Annotated in this window: 12 protein-coding genes and 1 pseudogene; 10 read left to right on the forward strand and 3 right to left on the reverse strand. The window is 65.7% G+C overall.

Annotated features, from left to right (window positions below):
• Positions 1 to 95: 95 nt before the first annotated feature.
• From ABWK72_RS14505 to nth, 6 genes are all read left to right on the forward strand, one after another.
• Positions 96 to 1769: an ATP-binding protein gene (locus ABWK72_RS14505; RefSeq protein ID WP_367870289.1), complete on the forward strand. Its 1674-nt coding sequence runs from the start codon at positions 96 to 98 to the stop codon at positions 1767 to 1769.
• A 327-nt stretch (positions 1770 to 2096) separates the two neighbouring features.
• A complete protein-coding gene (locus ABWK72_RS14510) occupies positions 2097 to 4007 on the forward strand; it encodes a hypothetical protein (protein WP_367870290.1) in 1911 nt (636 codons plus the stop codon).
• Positions 4008 to 4215: 208 nt separating this feature from the next.
• Positions 4216 to 6147 carry a hypothetical protein gene (locus ABWK72_RS14515; RefSeq protein ID WP_367870291.1) on the forward strand — a complete coding sequence of 644 codons (1932 nt, stop codon included), beginning with the start codon at positions 4216 to 4218 and terminating at the stop codon, positions 6145 to 6147.
• A 114-nt stretch (positions 6148 to 6261) separates the two neighbouring features.
• Positions 6262 to 6960 (forward strand): hypothetical protein, encoded by a 699-nt coding sequence (locus ABWK72_RS14520; protein ID WP_367870292.1) that lies wholly within the window; start codon positions 6262 to 6264, stop codon positions 6958 to 6960.
• A 234-nt stretch (positions 6961 to 7194) separates the two neighbouring features.
• On the forward strand, positions 7195 to 7869 hold the full coding sequence (locus tag ABWK72_RS14525) for a 3D domain-containing protein (RefSeq protein WP_367870293.1): 675 nt from the start codon (positions 7195 to 7197) through the stop codon (positions 7867 to 7869).
• Positions 7870 to 7882: 13 nt separating this feature from the next.
• Positions 7883 to 8512, forward strand: a complete 630-nt coding sequence (gene nth / locus ABWK72_RS14530; protein ID WP_367870294.1) for an endonuclease III — start codon at positions 7883 to 7885, stop codon at positions 8510 to 8512.
• A 287-nt stretch (positions 8513 to 8799) separates the two neighbouring features.
• On the opposite strand, the gene ABWK72_RS14535 is transcribed toward nth, so the two are convergent.
• Positions 8800 to 11439 (reverse strand): LamG-like jellyroll fold domain-containing protein, encoded by a 2640-nt coding sequence (locus tag ABWK72_RS14535; RefSeq protein WP_367870295.1) that lies wholly within the window; start codon positions 11437 to 11439, stop codon positions 8800 to 8802.
• Between the two features lie 507 nt (positions 11440 to 11946).
• Entirely contained in the window at positions 11947 to 12372 is a 426-nt protein-coding gene (gene ruvX / locus ABWK72_RS14540; RefSeq protein ID WP_367870296.1) for a Holliday junction resolvase RuvX, read from the reverse strand.
• A gap of 1400 nt (positions 12373 to 13772) precedes the next feature.
• Here ruvX and ABWK72_RS14545 point away from each other — a divergent pair.
• The 4 genes and pseudogenes from ABWK72_RS14545 to ABWK72_RS14560 all read left to right on the forward strand — a co-directional run.
• A pseudogene (locus tag ABWK72_RS14545) lies at positions 13773 to 14837 on the forward strand (M60 family metallopeptidase); the annotation flags it as partial.
• A gap of 16 nt (positions 14838 to 14853) precedes the next feature.
• Positions 14854 to 17607 carry a LamG-like jellyroll fold domain-containing protein gene (locus ABWK72_RS14550; protein ID WP_367870297.1) on the forward strand — a complete coding sequence of 918 codons (2754 nt, stop codon included), beginning with the start codon at positions 14854 to 14856 and terminating at the stop codon, positions 17605 to 17607.
• A gap of 33 nt (positions 17608 to 17640) precedes the next feature.
• Positions 17641 to 18465 (forward strand): hypothetical protein, encoded by an 825-nt coding sequence (locus tag ABWK72_RS14555; protein ID WP_367870298.1) that lies wholly within the window; start codon positions 17641 to 17643, stop codon positions 18463 to 18465.
• A 670-nt stretch (positions 18466 to 19135) separates the two neighbouring features.
• Positions 19136 to 19846, forward strand: coding sequence for a DNA alkylation repair protein (locus ABWK72_RS14560; RefSeq protein WP_367870299.1), 711 nt, complete (start codon positions 19136 to 19138; stop codon positions 19844 to 19846).
• A 216-nt stretch (positions 19847 to 20062) separates the two neighbouring features.
• On the opposite strand, the gene ABWK72_RS14565 is transcribed toward ABWK72_RS14560, so the two are convergent.
• Positions 20063 to 21145 carry a mannose-1-phosphate guanylyltransferase gene (locus ABWK72_RS14565; protein WP_367870300.1) on the reverse strand — a complete coding sequence of 361 codons (1083 nt, stop codon included), beginning with the start codon at positions 21143 to 21145 and terminating at the stop codon, positions 20063 to 20065.
• Positions 21146 to 21234: the final 89 nt, after the last annotated feature.

Raw genomic sequence — 21234 nt, forward strand, 5'->3', positions numbered from 1 at the left:
TCCGCGACCTCTGGGCCTCCGCGGTCAATCCCCCTCGAAAACCCATCCCGCTTTCCCATCGACAGTACCGCCACCGCAACGGCTCAATCCTGCCAATGGCGAGCGCTATCCCTCTTCCCCACTGGGCCACCGAAATCGTCGCACGCTACGAGAGCGGCGCCGCCGGCCAATTCATCCTCCATGGCAACGTCACCGACCGCATGCTCATGCGCTTGCCGGAGGGCCCGAAGCTCGGCCGCCTGAATGACTACCTCCTCGATGTCCTCCTGCCGCGCTTCCAGGTCGTCCTCTCCTACGACCCCGGCTTCGGCCTCCGCATCGAGCGCGGCCAGGACATCTTCGCCACTTGGCCGACCCTCAAGGAGCTCGGCGAAATGCCATCCCTCCCCCTCCCTGCGGTCCGTGTCATCGCCCGCTACCTGCAGTTCGCCCGCAATCTTCGCGCCGTCGGTGCCAAGCCCGTCACCATCGCGGTCGTCCTCCGCGACGCCCAGCTCTACGTCCCGATCCTTCCCCAAACCCTCAACCACGAGCTCAGCGCCATCGCCTCGATCATCCGCTCCTGGGGCAGCGATACCACCCTCGCTGCCCACGGCCAGGCCGTCTTCCTGATCGCGGACCGCATCAATAACCTCCACCCCCTCGTCGGCGCGAATCCCCGCGCCGCCGACATCGAGATCCCCCTCCCCGACACCGGCGAACTCACCGGCGCGCTCGAACTCCTGGCCCCCGAATGCCCCCGCGCCCTCGAAGCCGGCACCGACTTCGCCCGCATCGCCGCCCGCCTTTCCGGCACCTCCATCGCCGCCCTCGAAGTCTTCCTCCGTCGCCAGAACCACGCCGGCAAGCCCCTCGGCAATGCCGACCTCGGCGAACTCCGCAAGGCCCTCGTCGAGCGCGACGCCGGTGACCTCATCGACTTCATCGAGCCCGACCGCAGCCTCGATGACGTCATCGGCCTCGATGGCGTGAAAAAGCGCCTCAAGCAGGACCTCGCCCTCTGGCAGCAGGACGAAACCGCCGCCCTGCCCATGGGCTACCTCTTCTGCGGCCCCGTCGGCACCGGGAAAACCTACCTCGCCGAGTGCCTCGCCGGGGAAGCCGGCGTGCCCGTTGTCGTCCTCCGGAATTTCCGCGACCGCTGGGTCGGCTCCACCGAGGCCAACCTCGAAAAAATCTTCGCCCTCCTCCACGCCCTCGGCCGCTGCATCGTCTTCATCGACGAAGCCGACCAAGCCCTCGGCCGCCGCGCCTCCGGCTCCGGGGACTCCGGCGTCTCCAGCCGCGTCTACTCCATGCTCGCCGCGGAAATGTCGGACACCCGCAACCGCGGCAAGATCCTCTGGGTCCTCGCCTCCAGCCGCCCCGACCTCATCGAGGTCGACCTCAAGCGCCCCGGCCGCATCGACGTGAAGGTCCCCATCTTCCCCACCGCCACCGCGGAGGAGGGCATGGTCCTCCTCGCCGCCCTCTGCAAACGCCGCGGCATCCCGCTCGACGACACCGCCAAGACCGCCCTCCTCCCCCTCGTCCCCAAGTGGCTCACCCCCGGCGCCGCCGAGGCCCTCGCCGTGAAAGCCTACCGCCTCACCAAAACCGGCACCCCCGCCGCCGCCGACGCCCTCCGTGCCAGCCTCGAAGGCTACCTCCCCCCGTCGATCCCGCCATCATCCGCGCCCAGATGCAGCTCGCCGCCGAAGAAGCCACCGACGCCGAATTCGTCCCGAAGGAAGTCAGCACCTACCTCGCCGCCGGCTGAGCCCTCCTAGCGCCAGAAGCGCGGCGGAAATCCCCCGCCGGTCTCCCTCTTAGCGCCGGAGACATGTCCGAACCCGGAGGGCCGGCGGAAGTACTTCCATCACCCTCATTCCGCTCCAAGGCTCTCAAATCTGAAATCTCAGATCTGAAATCCTGCCTTCCTCCCGCCTCCCGAAAGCCTTCCGTGTGTTCCGTGGTTCGCATTCCTGCCTCCCCTTCCGAATTGGACGTTCGATGTTGGACGTTCGATGTTCGATGTTTGCATCCCCCCGCCTCCCGCCTTTCCACTGATCACTGATCACTCGGCACTCCGCCTTCCTCCTGCTTAAACTCCCCCAATGCTCCCTCCCGACCCCGGTGCCCAATCCGAAGCCGAGCGCCACTTCATCGAACTCGCCACCCGCCCGCTCGAAGACGTGCCGCCCGTGCGCGACGAAGCCCGCGGCGAGCTGATGGAGCGCCTCTCCCGCCTGCCACCTCACGATCGGGAAGCAGCGGCGGAGTCCACCCTCCCCCGCCTCGCCAAGACCGTCCCCGGTTCTTACCGGGCCAAGGCCGCAACCGCCGGCGTGGCCTGGCTGATCCTTGCCGGACTCGTCATCTGGCAGGCCTACAGCTTCTACACCGAGTGCGATAACGCTGCCAAGCGCTGGGCGATCGACGCTCGCGCGGCAATGCACGGCGGCAGTCCCGCGGACGACTCCGCTCCCGCCAGCCCGTCCGATTACGAGGCCCGCTTTAGTGGCTACAACACCCGTTCTCTTCCGGCAGACTACCACGCCGTTTGGACCAGCATCGATGCCGGAAACGGTGCCTGGGCCTGGCGCGAGGCCTTGGCCAAGGCGAAGACCTGGCGCAGCAGCGTCCCCAGGGGTGGGGGTGCCGGGGAGATGGAGGAAGCATGGAAACTCGTCGAGGAAGCCGCCCGTGCACCGCGCTTCGAGATCTACTCCCCGGAACGCCGGATCGCGGCGATGGACACCCTGAAGGACCCGGAGACCTTCATCGATCTGGCGAGTCAGCTCGGTCGCAACTTTCCCTTCGGCTTGAACACCGACGACCGGGACTCGACCGCGGACATCTTCAACGAACGAGCCGCCACCCTGGTCGCCACCCATGACGAAGAGGGCCTGCGCTCGGCCATCCGCAATTGGGAGCGGCTCTGTCTCCGGCTCGCCTCGGAAGCGACCGTCTCCCGCGAGCTGACTCCGGCGGGCGATGCCGTCGCGGCAGGGGAAAAACTCAGGGATGCGGCCCGCACCTTGGGCCTGACCGCGGAACTCGCCCGGATCCAGGCGCAGTTGGATGCGATCGAGCACAGCCCCTATCACTATACCTTCGGAGCCTACCAGGACACCGTTCCGGCCTCGGGCGTGATGGCGCGCAGCGTCCGCATCGAGGGCGCGCAGCCGGCGCCCGCCGACTACGAGCCCGGCAGGATGATGGAATACGCGCTGGCCGAGCGCCTGATGGCCATGCTCGGTGCCATCCTTGTGACCCTGACCCTCGGCGTGGTGGGACTGGAGAGCATCCGCCGTGGCCAGCGGGTCAATGGCCTCGCCTCCGGATTGTCGCCGCTTTTCGATGGCCGGGACGGCCTCTGGCTGGTCGGTCTGGGCGCGATCGCCCCCTTCGCTTGGTATTGGATGATCACCCGCCTCACCCCCTTGGGCTGTCGGGATCTCGGCATCCTCCATCTCGACTACCCGCCCGGTATCATGCAAGGAATCGCCGCCATTCTCCTGCTGCTGGTCATGATCGTCCAGACCGGCCACTGGCGGATCGCCCGCCGCACCGCGGTCCTGGGCCTGGGGATGCGGCACCTCTGGCCGGGCTGGATCATGGCAGGCTTCTGCGCCCTGCTGGTGCTGGCCCCGGGCTTCGGCCGCTGGCTCGACCAGCCTCAAATCGATGACTTCATCCAGGCCGTGAGCGTCAGCGCTGGCTTCCCCCTCCTCTGGCTGCTGTGGCGTGGCGGAGCCCTCGTCTGCGGCCCGAATTCGAATGCCGTCAGCGGCGTCATCTTCTCCCGCGCGGTCATCCCGCCCCTTATCCTCGCCGCCGCCCTCCTGACCGGCTCCCACTACTTCCTGCTCGGCGCGGAGAAGAACTGGCTGGCCCGGGACACCGTCACCGGCTGGGACCGCACCCGCGCCACCACCAAACAGGAAGCCCGCTCCACCGATGTCCTCATCGCCCGCTTCCGCGAAAACTTCGGAGAACCCGGAGAAGCCCCCCCGGCCAAGTAACTGCCCGCTTCCCACCTCAGAGTCCCGCCTAACGCGCCAGCGCCCGTTCGCTAGCCTCTCAAATCTGAAATCTCAGATCTGAAATTCAGCCTTCCTCCTGCCCTTCCCCGAGCCTCTGCGATCGATTCACCGTCCCGATCCCCTGTCCTCCCACTGATCACTCGGCACTCTGCCTTTCTTCCCCCTTTCTCCTGCCTAAGCTCCGTCAATGCTCCCACCCGACCCCGGCGCCCAATCCGAAGCCGAGCGCCACTTCATCGAACTCGCCACCCGCCCGCTGGAAAACGCGCCCGCCGTGCGCGACGAAGCCCGCGGCGAGCTGATGGAGCGCCTGTCCCGCCAGCCACCCCACGAGCGGGAAGCAGCGGCGACGGAGGCAGCGGCCCGCTTGGCGAAGACGGTCCCCGGCTCGTGGCGGGGCAAGGCCATGGCGGCAGCCGCGGCCTGGCTCCTTCTCACGGGAATCCTCGTCTCTATCGGGTTCAGCTTCTTTCACGAAGCCGACACCGCGGACGAAGAGTGGACGAATGCCCTCGCGCAATCCTTCGAAGAGACGGATATGGCCAAGGCCGCGGAGGATCCGGCGAGCTACGAAAAAGCGATCCAGCGGCTGTTCTCCTCGCATGACTATGACACCCATCATGATCCGGGCGTGGAGCTTCCTGCGGACTACCGCGAGGTCTGGACCCGCATCGACCCCGGCAACGGGGCTTGGGCGCTTCGGGAGGCCTTGGCAAGAAGCGGGTGGTCTACGGCACCAAACCCCGTGCAAGAGTTCGCCGGAGTCTGGGCCTTGGTCGAAGAGGCCGCCCGGGCACCCCGGTTCGAGATCTACGCGCCGGAAGCTCTCTTGGCCCGGCTACAGCGGCACCCGGAACCGGGCTCCTACTTGGAACTGGGCATGCGCTCCGGCGGAAGACAGCCCTTGCTCAACAGAAGTTGGAATCTCCGCGAGGGCGTCGTCGGGATCTTCCAAGAACGCGGGCGCTTGATGGTCGTGGCCGGAGACAAGGACGGCTTGCGCTCCGCGATCCGCGATTGGGAGCGGCTCTGCGCCAAGCTCGCGGCGGAGTGCCTCAGTCTCTCCGACATGAACTACGCAGGCGATCTCGTGGCCGCGGGAAACGCGCTCCTCCTCTCGGCGGATGACTTGAAGATGAAGGAAGAGGAGCAGCATGTCCGCACCTGCCTGAATGCGATTCCCCACGAATCCTCGGAATACTCATACTCTCCCGGAGCCGCGGCCATCATTCCGGCGATGGGCATGAGCGCGCGGGAAATATTCCACTACGGCCCGCCGAACGAGACAGCCGCCTACGAAGCCGGAAGGATGGGCGAATATGCCTGTATCGAGCGGATCCTCGCGCCGGTAGTGGCCATCCCGGTCCTTCTGGTGCTCGCCCTGGTCTGGATCGAGAGCCTCCGCCGGGGCCGGCGCGTCAATGGCCTGGCCGCCGGGCTGGCCCCGCTTTTCGACGGGCGCGATGCGTTCTGGCTGGTCGGCCTGGGCGTGCTCGTCCCCTTCGCCTGGTACTGGGGCATCACCCGCCTCACGCCCTTGGGATGCCGGGAGGCTGCCTTGTTCCACCATGGATACACGCCGCTGGTCATGCAAGCGGCGGCCGGACTCCTGTTACTGCTCGTAATGATCGTGCAAACGGGCCAGTGGCGGATCGCCCGCCGTTGCTCGGCGATAGGCCTCGGTGCCCGCCACCTGTGGCCGGGCTGGGGGGTCGTCGCATTCACCGCCGCGCTGCTGCCAGCCTCGGGAATCGGCCGTTGGCTGCCCCATAGCCAGATCGGAGAATTCCTCCTGATCACCTGCGCGAGTGCCGGGATTCCCCTGCTCTGGCTGCTGTGGCGGGCCGCGGTGCTGGTCTTCGGTCCGGGTTCGAATTCCCTCGCCGGCGTCCTGCTCTCGCGGGCGATGACTCCGCCGCTAATCCTGGCCACCGCCCTGCTGCTCGCTGCCTACCCCGTCATGCTAGGCGTGGAAAGAAACTGGCTGGCGCAGGACCAGATCACCGGCTGGGACCGCAGCCGCGCCACGACGAAGCAGGAAAGCAGGTCCGTCGATGCCCTCCTCGCCCGCTTCCGCGAAATCTTCGGCCAGCCCGCCGTTGCACCCCCGGCCAGATAGCCCGCCACCCTCGTTCCTCCCTCCAAGGCTCTTAAATCTGAAATCTCAGATCTGAAATCCCTTCCTCCCACGGATCACCGCTCACTGACCACTCGGCACTCTGCCTTCCCGCCAATGCTCCCGCCCGGCTATCCCCGCATCCAGTTGGTGAACAGTTTCGACGAACTGCTCACCACCCCCTTCGCAGCCGGGGTCAACGCGCTCTGCTGGCCGCGCCAGCTCCCGGGAGATTTCGCCGAGGTGGTCGGGAAACTGGCCGCAGGCGAAGGGATTACCCCGCTGGATGAAGCCCTTTTGAACGGTCTCCCACTGAGCGCGGCAGGGAAGCTGGCCGTCGCCGTGATGCTCGAGGACCTGCGCTTGCTGCGGGAGCAAGGCCGTCTGCCCGAACTCAACTGCATCCGCACCTATCCACGCGACGAGGAACCGGGAGTGGTGGCCACCGACGTCTATTCCTTTCACGCCGACAGCGCGCCGGTGGAAGCCGATACCTGGCTGTGCACCTACCACGGCGCACCGAGCGAGGGCCTGCGCCAGGAAGAAGCCCGGCGCCGCATCGACCAGCCGGAAATCCGGGCGGCACTGCTCGAGGAATTCGGCGGCGAAGACAGCGAGGAGTTCCGCGAATACCTCCGGGACTGCTGCTATGACCTCCACTACGCCCCGCTCCCGGAGGCCCGGCCCTTTTCCTTCGGCACCGGTTATCTCTGGCGCATCGCCGTGGACTGGCCCGGCAGCCTGGTCCCGCCCTGCATCCATCGCGCACCCGAAAACCTGCCCGGTGAGGCGGCGAGGCTGCTATTGATCAGCTAGCGGCAGCCCGGAATAAGCTCGCTTCCAGCTCCGGCGGAGGATATTTCTAACCATTAGAAATGAACGGATCCGGCAACCGGGGACTCTAAACGATACGAAATGGCACGCAAGAAGCTTCCTGCCCGCTACCACTAACAGTCCATTTTGAGATTGCCGACCCCTCTCCAGATCCTTAGTAAACGGACTCTCGAATAACGCGATCCGTTCATTATCAAGCTCGCCACCCAATAACGCATGACTTTCCGCCTCGCTTCCGCCGCCGCACTCGTTGCCCTGCTCTTTTCCAGTTGCGCCTCGGATTCCGACCTCAAGGTCCTGTCAAAATCCAGCGCCAGCCGCTACTCTTCGGGCACCTACACCACCGGCGGAGCGTCCGCCCAGACCGGCCATTACACGACTGCCCAGCCCTCCGCGGCCGTGGTCCAAAGCGTCGCCGGCCACTCCAAGGACAAGCACGGCATGCCCTTCTACAAGGCCTCCGAGCGCACCCGCCTTGTCCGCACCACCGCCTACACCTGCTCCGAGGACGACCACATTGAGTACGGCTCGATGAATGCCGCCGGCACCCCGCTCCGCTACACCAACCGCGTCCGCAGCGCCGCCGCCGATTGGGCCGTCTACCCGCTCGGCACCGTTTTCCGCATCAAGGGAATGAACCAGCTTTTCATCGTCGATGACTACGGTTCGGCCCTCACCGGCACCAGCACGGTGGACATCTACACCCCGTCCAAGGCCCACATGGGTGCCTGGGGCCGCCGCAACGTGGAACTGACCGTGGTCCAGTGGGGCTCCTACGCCCGCAGCGCCGAGGTGCTCTCCAAGCGCACCCACTTCCCGCACTGCGCGCAGATGTATGCCGCGATCAACCGGATGACCTCCGGCCAGTCCGCATCCACCGCTTCCCGCTAAGCGCTTCCTTTCAATGACGCGGACCCAACGTGCCGCGCACGTGGACCGGCGGCTTGAGGAACTCTACCCCGAGACGCCGATCCCGCTCGATCACCGCGACCCGTACACGCTACTGGTCGCGGTTCTTCTTTCCGCCCAGTGCACGGATGCGCGGGTGAACACGGTGACCCCCGCCCTCTTCACGCTGGCGGACACGCCGCAGAAGATGGCCCAGGTCCCGGTGGAGCAGATTAAAGAGATCATCCGCCCCTGCGGCCTCTCGCCCCGCAAGTCCCAAGCGATCCGCGATCTCTCGCAGATCCTGGTCGAGAAGCACGGCGGCCAGGTCCCCGCGGACTTCGCGGCGCTGGAAGAACTGCCCGGCGTCGGCCACAAGACCGCCTCCGTCGTGATGGCGCAGGCCTTCGGCGTCGCCGCCTTCCCGGTGGACACGCACATCCACCGCATCGCGAAGCGCTGGAAGCTGACCGAGGGCAAGAACGTCGAGCAGACCGAGCGGGACCTGAAGAAGCTCTTCCCCAAGGATCGCTGGAACGCCCTCCACCTCCGCATCATCTTCTACGGTCGCGGCCACTGCTCCGCCCGCGGCTGCGACGGCAAATCCTGCCTGCTCTGCCGCGAGATGTTTCCGGCCAAGGGGTAGCCGAAAGTGGTCTGCCTTGAAAGGTGGTCCGCACAGTCCTCTGTGCGGCGAATGGTCCCCGGCAGCCGCCTCACCCTTGGAGCCCTCGGGTGAATCCCGCCACCAGAACTGCTTCGACCGCACAGTCTCTGTGCGGACCACCTTTGTCCGATCCGTCCGACTCCTCTAGGGAAGTGGGACGGATCGGACAGGAGCATGGGTGAAGGAAACGATTCTTCCTCCCCTACCCTTTGTCCGATCCGTCCCACACCCCTAGGGTGGTCGGACGGATCGGACAGATGGAGCCATCAATCCGTGTCGAGCACCACGCGGTAGAAGGCTTCGTGGTCCGGAGGTGAGGGGTCGGTCCAGGAGCCGCTACCGGTGACGGTGGCCACGTCGTCCCAGCTTGCCAGCGTGGTGCTGCGCTGGACGACGAAGGTGAGCCCGGCGGCGGCGGGCCAGGTCAGGGTGGAGCCGCTCCGCGAAACGGCGAAGGTGGAGGCCCCGTTGCCCGGATCCAGACCGAGCAGGAACTCGACGAAGTTCGCGGTGCCGTCGCTGTCGAAGTCCCCGGCGGCGGTCTGGCCGAGGGACTCGTCGAAGTTCGCCATTTCCCAGTTATCGTCCATCCCGTCCAAGTCCGTATCCCCGAAGGTGGTGCTCGCCATGAAACCGGCGGTCGGCAGCACTCCCGCGGAGATCCGGATTTCATCGATGTAGCCCTTGAAGACATCCGTCTCGGTGCCGTTCCAGCGGAAGCGTCCCGCGCCCCACGCATCGTTCAGGCCTGCGAAGGTGTTGAAGAAGGCGCCGCTGATCGGGGTCGTTCCCGCGAGCCCGTAGGCACTGTCGCCAGGGCCCTTGATCCAGAGCTTCAGCTCGGTGGCGCTGGCGGTGGCCGCGACGGAATACCATTGGCCGGCGCTGATGGTGGCGGCGCTGCTCACGTAGCAAGCCGTGCCGGAGCCATCGATCATGCCCACTTCGAACTTCTGGTCGCTCGAATGGTATTTCATGTGGAAGGGCGGTTGGCCGCCAAGCGGGTTCCCGTCCTTGGCGAAGACCACCTGATCGTGATCGAGGGCCGGCGCATCCATCTTGAAGCTGGCTTCGATGGTCCAGGCCGAGAACTGCATGGAGCGGACCGGGGCACCGGGATCGGTGTAGATCACGTCCAGCCACGAGCCGTCCGTGCCCCCGTCGAAGTAAAGGGAAGCCGCATTGGTTTGGCCGCCCTGCGGGACGGTGGCGAAGGGCACATCGGTGGAGTATTCGGGAGCCGTCTGCCCGTTGTAGGTCCGCATGTGGTTGGCATTGCCCGAGGCGTCGAGCACCACGTTGTTGAATTCGGCTTCACCGCCTGCGCCTGCCGGCAGGGGTCCGGTGGTCAGCTCGTCAAAGCGCCACCAAGCGACCGGGCCGGGCACGGAAGCGGAATCGGTCGGGTCGGTGCCGAGGGAAAACTCCGCGGCATTGTCGTAACCGTCGGCATCGGGATCTCCGGCGGCCGCTTGCTTGCCAGTGACCACTTCGAGCGCTTCCCCGGGTTCACCGAAGTGGTGCACCTCCCAGCCATCGGCCAGACCGTCGCCATCGCCGTCGGGTGAGGAAAGCTGCACGATCGGATCGGTGCCTGCGGAGAACTCGTCGCTGTTGGAGAACAGGTCGCCGTCCGGATCGGCCCCGGGAATGCCCGCGGCGATGCTGCCGAAGTAGTGGACCTCCCAGCCGTCGTTGAGGCCGTCGCCCAAGCCGTCGTCGGTGTCCGGGTAGCTGCCCGCGAAGCCCGGGTCGGTTTCCGCGGCATACTCGGCGGCATTGGTGTTGAAGTCGCCGTCGGGATCGCCGTCCGGCGTCTGGGCGAGGCTGTTGTTGAAGTAGAACAGCTCCCAGCCGTCGTTGAGGCCGTCGTCGTCGGCGTCAGGAAAGGATGCCGGATTGGCGGGATTGGTCCCGCTCTGGTACTCGAGGAGGTTGGTGGCGAAATCGAGGTCGAAGTCACCGGTGGCCGACTCGCTCAGGTTGCCGGCCCCGAAGTTGGCATACTCCCAGGCGTCGGGCAAGCCGTCGCCATCGCTGTCGGGGGAGATGCGGGTCAGCACGCCGGTGGCCTCGATGAACTGGTAGATGCCGGAGGCCGAGGTCCAGATGTTCTCGTTCTCGGTGAAGCCGGGGATGTTGAAGGTCGGGCCGAAGGTCTCGGTGAGGGTGCCGGCGTTGACCAGGGTCCAGCTGTTGCCGACGGTGTTTCCGGCATCGGTGAGGTCGATGGTGAAGCTGCCGTTGAAGGCCGCGGGCCCGGTGCCGCCCACCGAGTTGTTCACGCCGCTGGCCCCGATGTCGAAGACCAGGCTGCCGGTGTCGGCGAGGGTGAAGGCACCGTTGACGGTCAGGTTGCCGGTGAAGGTGTTCGCCGCGGAGAAGGTGGTGCCGAGGTTGGCGATGATCGTCAGGTCGCCGCTGCCGGCGATGGGGGCGGTGACGTTGATCGGGCCCTGGGTGGCGGAGATCCGCGAACCGGTGCCGGTGACGGTGAGGTTTCCGGCCAAGGTGAAGGTCTGCGTGCCCGCATTGAGGTGGTCGATCAGGCCGCCGGCGAGGATCAGGTTCGGGACGGTGATGATGTAGCTGGCGTTGGTCTTGAAGGTCAGGTTGCCAGCCGCGGTGGAGAGCGTGAGCGAGTTGCCGGCGAAGGTGTAGCCGGTGACCAAAGGATCGGGATCGACCGGTGTCGGGGTGCGGAGCCGCTGGATGGGGACCACGTAGTCGTTGCCGGCGCTGGGAGCGCTGGCCGGGTTCCAATTGCCCGCGGCGTTGAAGGACGAGCTGCCCGGGGCGTCGGTGGCGGAGAGGGTCACGGTGGCGGCATGGAGCGGCAGTGCCAGGCCGAGCGCGAGCAGGGCGGGGAGGCTGGGCAGCCGGGAACGAAGAGGCAGGTAGGTCATGGGGATCATTTTTGTTGGTTGGTCCAAGCCACTCCCCGGTTCCGGCGACGGGTGCCTGCGCCGCTGGCGAGAGCTTTGCAGGCGAAAGAGCAAGCCCGATACCACGGGCCACAGGAACGTTCCGGGCACTGGAGAATCGGCACAAATCCGGGGGCATTCGGCGCAATTGGCAGCAGGCGCTGAAGAAACACCCGATGTCACGGAAGCGCTTTATCCCATGAAGAGGCTAGGGACGGAACCGCTGTGAATAGGGCTCATTGCCGGGGAGGGCACATGTCGGTATCGCTCGGCCTCCCGGTCCCCCTTCAGGGATGTCTCGTGGCGGGCAGTGACCCGGGGTTGCGCTCTGCTTACCCCGGGCTTTCTCCCGGCCGCCTCTTCGAGGCTCTAGAGGATCCGGAGGCTTGGATGGCGGCGACGCGCCGATAGCCCTATATTTTAGCGCGACTTCAGGCCGTCCCCCGCCGGACCTTTCGGAGAAAGGCCCCTGCCTTCAAAGGCAGCCTGCTAGATCGTCTCCATCCACGCTTCGAGGATGGCGACGGCGGCGGCCTGGTCGATGACCGCCTTCTGCTGCTTCGCATTGCGGCCGGCTTCGTGAAGCTTGGCGGCGGCGTCCATGGTGGTGTAGGCCTCATCGACGTAGACCAGCGGGAGATCCGGGATGCGCTTGGCGATCTTGTTACCGAATTTCCTGACTTTCTCCGCGGCGCTGCCGGAGCTACCATCGATGCGCAGGGGCAGTCCGAGGACGAGGGTGCGGATCGACTTCGAAGCCGCGAGGGCGGCGATGCGGTCGATGGGATCGGTCTTGCGGACGTCGATAGTCTCGACGGGATGGGCGAGGATGCCGAGCGGATCGGTGGCGGCGATGCCGATGCGGGCCTCGCCGTGATCGATGCCGAGGGCGGGATGAAGGGCACCACTGTCCATGGCGCGAGGATGGCCCGGCGGGATCGGGCATCAAGACGTCATCTCCCGTCATTTTGAAGAGGGGGGCGAAATCGGACACCTGATGTCATTTTGATGCACTTAAATCATGTTTCGTGAAGATCACCGGGACGGATATCGAACGTTTTGTCCTTTATTGCGTAGTTTTACGATTTTATCCGCCGCATCCTCTTGACACTTCGGCGGATTTTCTTTTAGCGGTTAGGAATCCCCAAAGTTCGTTTCCGGGCGATGGGGTGCAATAAAACCATGAACCCTCAGATCAACTCCCAACCCCAGAAGGCATGAAAACCTCGACCCTTTTCATGTGCTTCGTCGCCACGGCGTCCGCGACATTCGTCGTGCACGCCGATCTCGCCGCGGACTTCGCGAGCATCACGAGCACCTCATCCGGACAGAGCGTGTCCGGCTGGGGCTCGCCCGGCAGCATCGCCCGCCATGGCACCACGGCCTTCCCGGTGCTGATGGACAGCAGCGGCGTGGCCATGATGGCCACGGGCCGCTACAACGACAGCTACGCCTCGACTGCGGCCTGCGCGGTAGCCTTCGCACACAACGGGCCGCTGGGCGGTGGTGCGAATTCCATGCCCTTGCTGCTGGAAGCGAGCGTGAAGTGGGCGAGCCGCAAGACCACGCCGGCGACGATCACGGTGGGTTGCGGCGCGGGGATCGCGACCAGCTTCTGGACCAGCCGCGGCTATCTCACCAAAGCGGTGACGACCACGATGACGTCCTCGACCAACGACCTGAGCGGGGTGGACGTCTTCGTCTTCGACTGGCACTCCGGCTACAACGCGTCGGCGGTGACGAAGATCCAGAGCTTCACGGCGGCCGGTGGCGGGATCGTCTGCGGGGCCACGCCATGGGCACTGGGAGCGACGCCGAGCGCGGATGCCTACAATGTCATGGGCTACTTCGGCCTGACCTACAGCGGCTCCGGGTGGGGCGGGGCCTCGCCGGCCACGGTGCCTGCGAGCGCGCCATCGCCCTACTACAGCGCGCTGAACGGCAGCGGCGACCTGATCGATGAGAAGGAGGGGCTGATCACGATGACGCTGGCGAACAAGGTCATCGCCGCAGCCTCGATCGAGCAGGTGCTGGCGGTGCGGACGAATGTCACCGCGCTGAATGCGGACATGGAGACGCTTAGTGACGGCAGTCACTACGGGACGATCACACCGACGGCAGCGGCCCCGATTGCGAAGGCGACGAAGCCGGTGGAGGCGTCGTTGACGCGGTATCAATCGAACAAGTTCGATGCAATGACGCCGGGGCAATTGTTCGCCCACCCCAGCGCGAACGACTTCCCGGGTGCCCCGCTGGCGGGGAGCACGGTGAGCCGCACGGTGTCGGTGAATGGCACGACGCCCGCGGACTTCTACATGAACCAAGGCGGCAAGCCGACTCGGATCGAGACGGGGGTCTATGCGGCCCCGGGAGCGACGATCACGATCACGATTCCCTCGGACAAGGCGGCAGCGGGCTTGCAGGCGCACATCTCGCCGAACGGCAGCGAGGACCAGATCTGGAACCAGAACAACTGGACCTTCTTCCCGAAGCTCTGGCGGCGCGTGCCGCTGACCGCGGCCAGCACCCAGACCGGCCACGTGATGGGCGGCCTGGTCACGATCCTGGTGCCGGCGAACTCGAGTCTCGGCAGCTTCGACGTCACGGTGAGCGGTGCGCTGCCTGCGCCGACTTTCACGCTCGGCGTGAACACCGACACGGAGTGGAACAGCACGCTCAAGAATTATCCCGCGCCCTACGGTTTCATCAAGACCGACAAGCTCGTGATCTACGTCGAGCGGTCGCAGTTGGCCGCGCTGGGCAATCCGACCCAGATCGCGAACCACTGGAAGACGGTGATGGACCTGGGCGACGAGTACTACGGCTATAGTGCGTGGCGGAAGCGCGGCGAGGCGATTGCCAGCGCACGCTACGTGGCCTACGGCGCGGCGTATGCCGGGTATCCGGTCGAGGCCGGCTGGGGCGTGGGCGGGGATTCCTTCCTGAACAGCGCCTTGGAGAACTCGTGGGGGAATTACCACGAGCTCGGCCACGGCTATCAGGATGACTTCGACAGCGCCTTCGTGATCGCCACCCATGCGGAGGTCGATGTGAACCTGCTGCCGGGGATGATCACGACGATGGTCCACAAGCGGACGCCATGGGACAACGCGAGCCATAGCACCTTCGATGCTTCCAACCGGATCAGCAGCCGCGCTTCCTTCGCCGCCCTGCCCGCCGCCCAGCAGACCTGGGCCGAGGCCTGCGGCAATCCGATGGGATACGACTTCTACTTCAACATGGCGGATTCCTTCGGCTGGGGAGTCTACAAGACCGCGCTCGGACGGCTGATGAACTACCTGCAGAATCCGACCGCTTCCACGGATCTGGACATCAAGAACCTGGTCACGAGCGATCCGAACTTCAAACGCAACCGCTTCTACATCCTCTTCTGCGATGCGACCGGGCGGAACCTCGATACCTACTTCCAGCGCTACGGCCTGGGCGTGGCGGGCAGGGGCTATGGAGATCACGCAGTCCGTGAAGGACCTGGTGACGGCCAAGGGCTATCCGGTGTGGAGCGACAACACGGCACCGAGCGCGATCAGCAATCCAGGCAGCGTGGCGATGGCAGAGGACAGCGTGCAAGGCAGCCTGATCCACGACTTCAGCGTGAGCGATGTGGATCCCGGCGAGAGCTTCACGTATGCGATCACCGCGGGCGACATGAACGGCGACTTCAGCATCGATGCCGCGACGGGAGAGCTGCGGGTCTTCTCGCTGGACTACGAGCGTTCGACGACTTACTCGCTGACGGTGACGGCTTACGGGAATGCGATTCCCTTCAGCGGCACGCGGCACTCGATCGCGCGGACCTTCACGGTGAATGTGGCGGACACGCCGGATTCGCCGGCGGTGGCGGGCAAGCTTTTCACCGCGACTTCCGCGATGAGCAGCGGGACGGTGCTGGGCACGGCGACGGCGACGCTTGATCCGACCCGCACGCTTGCTAGCTGGACGATCACGGCGGGAAATGGCGGCGGGATCTTCGCGATCAATGGCTCCGGCCAAGTGACAGTGCAGACGCCCGGTTCGCTGGGTTCGCCGGCGGCCTATCAGCTCACGGTGCGCGCCACCGATAGCGCGGGCCAATCGGGCTACGGCCAGGTGATCGTCTATGCGAACGGCAGCCTGGGCGTGCGCGAGGAGCGCTGGACGGGGCAGGTGATCTCGGGCTCTCCCGGGTATACGGGTTACCTCACGTCGTTCACTTCCACGCAGGGTGTGGCGGAGAATTACGTGCGGCGCTTGAGCGGCTGGGTGCTGCCACCGAGCTCGGGGCTCTACACGTTTTGGATCGCTTCGGATGACGGCTCGACGCTGTCGCTGGGCAGTGGTGCGGCTTCCTCGACCAAGGCGGCGATCGCATCGGTATCCGGCTACACCGGCTTCCAGTCGTGGGATGAGAAGACCTCGCAGAAGAGCGTGACGATGTTCCTAACGGGCGGGAAGCCTCTCTACATCGAGGCCATCCAGAATGAAGGCGGCGGCGGCGATCATGTGGCGGTGGCCTGGCAAGGACCGGGGATCACCCGCGCGGTGATTCCGGGGTCGGTGCTGGTACCGGCAGCACCGGGCGTGACGCTGGCCGACTACGCGCCATCGGCGCCGACGGTCTCGCTGAGTTCTCCTGCCAACGGGGCGGTGTATGCCAGTCCGGCGACGATCGCGATCAACGCGACGGTGACGGACAACGGCAACAACGTGACGAAGGTGCAGTTCTTCGACGGAGCGACGATGCTCGCGGAGGATTATGCGCCGCCCTACACGACGACGCTGAACACCTCGACGGCCGGCAGCCATCCGCTGAAGGCGAAGCTGGTTTACGGCAGCTCGACGCTCGATTCGAGCACGGCCACGGTGACGGTCAGCTCGACCCCGGCGGATACGGATGGCGATGGCTTCCCGGACGCGCTGGAGACGGCGCTCGGCACGAATCCGAACAGCTCGGGCTCGCAACCGGCGGCGATCTACAGCGGCCTGAAATCGTGGTGGAGGCTGAATGAAAGCTCCGGCACGACGGCGGCAGATAGCTCCGGCTATGCGCGGACCGGAGCGGTCAGCGGTGCGAGCTGGGCGACCGGCAAGGAAGGCAATGCCCTGCAATTCGATGGAGTCAACGATGGCGTGGCCGCAGGCACCGCGGCCGCTCTAACAGGCACTACGAACTTCACGCTCGGCGCGTGGGTGAAGGTGAATCCGGGCGCGCCGCTGGGCACGATCATCCAGCAGCGCGAGCCGGGCGGCAGCGGCTACATCGGCGAGTACATGCTGAACGTGAATGCGGCGGGGACCGTGAACTTCTTCATCTACGGCAGCGGTGGCTACCAGGTGGACCTGACGACCACGACGACGGTGAACGACAGCCAGTGGCACTACATCGCGGCGGTGCGCAACGGGACCAGCGGCTCGATCTACATCGACGGCGTGCAGGCGGCCACGGCCACCGGCACGGTGCAATCGCTGAGCGCGCTGGGCGTCACCGTCGGCTACGACTACCGGGACTCGAACAAGTACTTCACGGGCTTGATCGACGATGTGCGGATGTATTCGCGGGCGCTGAGCGGTAGCGAGCTGCTCTCGATCCATGATCCGCTGGCCCTTCCTGCGGGCTGGACGAAGCAGGACATCGGCAGCACGGGTGTGGCGGGCAGCGCGACTCACAGCGCGGGCAGCTACACGGTGAACGGTTCGGGCGCGGACATCTGGGGAACGGCGGATGCCTTCCACTACGTCTGGCAACCCTTGAGCGGCGATGGCGAGATCTTCCTCCGCGTGGCCTCGGTGGAGAATACGAATGCCTGGGCGAAGACCGGGGTGATGATCCGCGAGAGCCTGACGGCGGGATCGAAGCATGCCTCGATCGTGGTCTCGCCAAGCAGCGGGGTTTCCTTCCAACGCAGGGTGGCGACCGGTGGTGTGAGCACAAGTACGACGACCACCGGAATCACGGCACCGCGCTGGCTGAAGATCACGCGGGTCGGGAACACGCTGACGACCTCGCACTCAACCGACGGGACCTCGTGGACGGCGCTCGGCAGCGAGTCGATCACGATGGCGGCGAACATCCAGATCGGGCTGGCCGTGACTTCGCACAACAACGCGACGGACTGCACGGCGGTCTTCGATAACGTGACGGTCACTCCCTGAAATCCCCCCCGCCCCGACGGCAACCCATCCGCCATGAAATCCGCGATCATCATTCCGGTTCTGGTGACGGCAATTGCCGCCGGGGTCTGGCTGGCCGGATCTGAACACGGCCAAGAACCCGCGGAATCCCGCCCGGCGAAAAGCGGGCGGGATTCCGAGCGGGCTTTTGTATTGGAGACTGCCCTGCCGGAGACGGCGGAGATTGTCGCGCGGGTGAATGAAGATCCCGAGGCGGCGGTCGCGTGGGCGATGGAGCGGGACGGAGTTGCGAGGGATCAGGTCTTGTCGGTGATCGTGGTGGAGACGGCTGTTAGAGAGCCGGCGCGGGCGGTCAAGCGGGCGGAGGAGATTGCGGATCCGAAGCTGCGCGGTGAGTCGCTGGGCTTCGCCGCGGCGCAATGGGCGTCGGTGGATGCCGATGCGGCTTTCGCGTGGTTGGCACGCGGGGGTGAGGATGAGGCGGTGCGCGGGGTGATCGAGCGGACGGTATTTCCGGCGCTGGCGGAGGTCGATCCGGTGAGGGTGGCGGAGTGGCTTTCGGAGGGGAAGGTTTCCCCCGGTGCCATGGATGCGGCGGTGGCGGCGACGGTGCAGCGGTGGACGCAGCGGGATGCGCCGGCGGCGGCGGAGTGGGTGGCGTCGTTTGCGGACGAGCAACTGTTGAAGGCGGCGGTGGAGCCGCTGGTGAGCTTGTGGGCGCGGCAGGATCGCGCGGGGGCGACGAGGTGGATCGAGGGCTTGCCCGCGGGGGTGGCGAGGGAGGAGGCCTGTGCGGCTTATGTGGCGGCGCTGGCGGTGATCGCGCCGGAGGAGGCGAAGGAATGGGTTGGGAAGGCCCGGGGCGAGGGGACCTACTGATGACCTTACCGGTGAGTCCGCCTGAAGACCGATGTCTTTCGGATTCACCGGCAGGTCTTTGAATGGAAGCCGCGCGATGGCCGTGGACTGCGGCAGGCCGCTCTGCCCGGTACCCACATCTTCGTGATGCTTCACGGACGGCTCTTCCCCTGGGAGCGCGGAGCCCCCCGGCCCGCCGGATGGTTCCTCGTTGCTTTGGGCACGGAAAGGAAGGCAGCCGGGCGACGGCGCTTTCCATTACCATCGCGCGATGGGGAGAGCTGCCGGGGTGGCTTCTGCGGGGCGGAGCCTCCGCGGTCCCAGGGGGCAGGCATGGGGCGGAGGCGATGGGGTGAACACGTGTAATGGGCAGAGCCCGCGGTCCGGGATTGCTCGGGCTCCCGTTGCAGCGCCCCTCGCAGCAGGCTGCATCGGGACAGCGGCAGCAGGCTGCACGCAGTCCACGGCGGCGGTGCCGCGGAAGACACCTACCGGTGAAGTTTGCCTGAAGGCGGGGACTACGTGCCCTTGGGGGCGGGCTGTTAGGGATTGTTCGTTATGGCTTCTGATAGATGCGGACGTAGTCGACCTCGTAGCGCTGCGGGAAGGTCCGGCGAGCGCCGAAGAATTCCGCTCCTCATTTCGGGGGAAGTGGGGCAAACAGGTAGAGTACCAAATCGGAAGAGAACCCATGAATGCCAAAGATGTCCTCAAGGAATTGGAAACGCTCGGCAGCGAGAGCGTGAAGCGCTTGCTGATGAAGAACCACGGGGTGATGGAGCCCTGCTTCGGCGTGAAGATCGGCGACATGAAGCCGATCGTGAAGCGCATCAAGAAGGATTACCAACTGGCGCTCGATCTCTACGCGAGCGGGAACTACGACGCGATGTACCTGGCCGGGCTGATCGCGGACGACGCGCGGATGACCCAGGAAGATCTGCAGCGGTGGGTGGACGGGGCCTATGGCGGCAGTCTTCCGGGAAGCACCGTTGCCGCCGTGGCGGCGCAGGGCCTGCACGGCCATGAGATGGCGCTGAAGTGGATCGATTCGAAGAAGCCGCTGATTGCCACGGCCGGGTGGTCGACCTTGAGTTGCCTGATGGCCTTGAAGGATGATTCGGAGCTCGATGCTGCGGAGTTGAAGAAGCTCCTGCAGCGGGTGAAGAAGGAGATTCACCAGGCACCGGATGCGGCGCGTTATGCGATGAACGGGTTTGTGATCAGCCTGGGCGGTTACGTTGCCTTATTGACCGAGTTGGCGATCCGGACCGCGGAGGAGATCGGACCGGTCAGCGTCGATATGGGGAACAATAGCTGCGAGGTTCCGGGGGCCGCGGATTACATCCGGAAGATGCAGGCGCGGGGGACTCCGGGGAAGAAGCGGAAGACGGTGAAGTGCTGAGCTGCTACCGCGGACGCCGGATCACGAATTAAGCTTCACGCCACCTGAATGGATGCCGGTCATGCCCTCGCGTGATACCCGCACTTCCGCCGGCCCTCCGGGACGGGGTGATCCTGTGCCCGCAACCGGTGGTTTCACCACCGGCTAAGCTCCAACGCACCGCCGGCGCTAAGAACCGGACCGATCGCTTCCGGCAAGGTGCCTCACCCCCCACGCTCACAGCAGCCCCGGCGGCAGCTTGCCTGCGAGCTTCTTGATGGCGTCGGCCTGGTGGCGGTTGGCGATGAGGAGGGCGTCTTCGGTTTGGACGATGATCAAGTCATCGACGCCGAGGAGGGCGATGTGAGAGCCCTTGCGGGCGTTGAAGACGATGTTGTTCTCCGAATCGATCTCGGAGATCGGGGTGTTCACGCGGTTGTCGCTGCCAGCGTCGTCGAGGTAGGTGGCGACGGAGAGCCAGGAGCCGACATCGTCCCAGTCGAAGGTGGCTTCGATATTGAGGACGCGGCGGGCCTTCTCCATCAGGCCGTAGTCGATGGAGATCGGAGAGAGCTTGGGGAACTGGGCGGCGACGGTGGCGGCGACATCCGTGGAGCGACGGAGTTCCGAGATGAAGGAGGCCAGCTCAGGTTGGTGGGTGCTGAGCTCGCGGATGACATTGTGGATCGTCCAGACGAACATGCCGGCATTCCAGCAGAAGCCGCCTTCGGCGAGGAATTGCTCGGCGAGCTCGGTGCTGGGCTTTTCGCGGAAGCGCTTAACCTCCGCGGGCATCTGCTCGCACTCGAGGCCGGGGATGGAGGCGCGCGGGCCGCGCTCGATGTAGCCGTAGGAGGGGCAGGGCCAGGTGGGCTTGATGCCGATGGTGACCAAGCCGTCCGATTTTTCGGCGGTGGCGATGGCATCCCGCATGACCGAGTGGAAGGCCGCGGTGTCCTTGATGAGCTGGTCGGCAGGCAGCACGATCATCACCGCGTCCGGGGAACGGGCGGCGACGAGGCCGATGCCGAGGGCGACGGCCGGGGCGGTGTCGCGCTTGGCGGGCTCGGCGAAAATGTTTTCCGGCGGGAGTTGCGGGGCGATTTCGCGGACGGCGGCTTCCTGCTGGGCATTGGTGAGGATAAGGATGTTCTCCAAGGGGACCAGGCCTTCGAGGCGCTGGATGGTCTGCTCGAGGAGGGTGACATCGCCGAAGAGATTGAGGAGCTGCTTGGGCTTCGCGTTCCGGCTGAGGGGCCAGAAACGGGTGCCGGACCCTCCGGCAAGGATCAGGGCGTAGATGGGTGCGGAAGATGACATTGCTTGGGGGGAATCTAATGCCTTGTCGGGGCGGGGAAAGGGTTAAACGCCGATTTCAAAGTCAGCAATACCGTGAAAGCGGAGGGGGG

The organism is Luteolibacter sp. Populi, assembly GCF_040801775.1.
Lineage (GTDB): Bacteria > Verrucomicrobiota > Verrucomicrobiia > Verrucomicrobiales > Akkermansiaceae > Haloferula.

Coding starts and splice junctions, on each gene's coding strand:
- ABWK72_RS14515 (WP_367870291.1), top strand. CDS start 4,216: ATGCTCCCACCCGACCCCGGCGCCCAATCCGAAGCCGAGCGCCACTTC.
- ABWK72_RS14525 (WP_367870293.1), top strand. CDS start 7,195: ATGACTTTCCGCCTCGCTTCCGCCGCCGCACTCGTTGCCCTGCTCTTT.
- ABWK72_RS14505 (WP_367870289.1), top strand. CDS start 96: ATGGCGAGCGCTATCCCTCTTCCCCACTGGGCCACCGAAATCGTCGCA.
- nth (WP_367870294.1), top strand. CDS start 7,883: ATGACGCGGACCCAACGTGCCGCGCACGTGGACCGGCGGCTTGAGGAA.
- ruvX (WP_367870296.1), bottom strand. CDS start 12,372: ATGGACAGTGGTGCCCTTCATCCCGCCCTCGGCATCGATCACGGCGAG.
- ABWK72_RS14560 (WP_367870299.1), top strand. CDS start 19,136: ATGAATGCCAAAGATGTCCTCAAGGAATTGGAAACGCTCGGCAGCGAG.
- ABWK72_RS14510 (WP_367870290.1), top strand. CDS start 2,097: ATGCTCCCTCCCGACCCCGGTGCCCAATCCGAAGCCGAGCGCCACTTC.
- ABWK72_RS14565 (WP_367870300.1), bottom strand. CDS start 21,145: ATGTCATCTTCCGCACCCATCTACGCCCTGATCCTTGCCGGAGGGTCC.
- ABWK72_RS14535 (WP_367870295.1), bottom strand. CDS start 11,439: ATGACCTACCTGCCTCTTCGTTCCCGGCTGCCCAGCCTCCCCGCCCTG.
- ABWK72_RS14555 (WP_367870298.1), top strand. CDS start 17,641: ATGAAATCCGCGATCATCATTCCGGTTCTGGTGACGGCAATTGCCGCC.
- ABWK72_RS14520 (WP_367870292.1), top strand. CDS start 6,262: ATGCTCCCGCCCGGCTATCCCCGCATCCAGTTGGTGAACAGTTTCGAC.
- ABWK72_RS14550 (WP_367870297.1), top strand. CDS start 14,854: ATGCGACCGGGCGGAACCTCGATACCTACTTCCAGCGCTACGGCCTGG.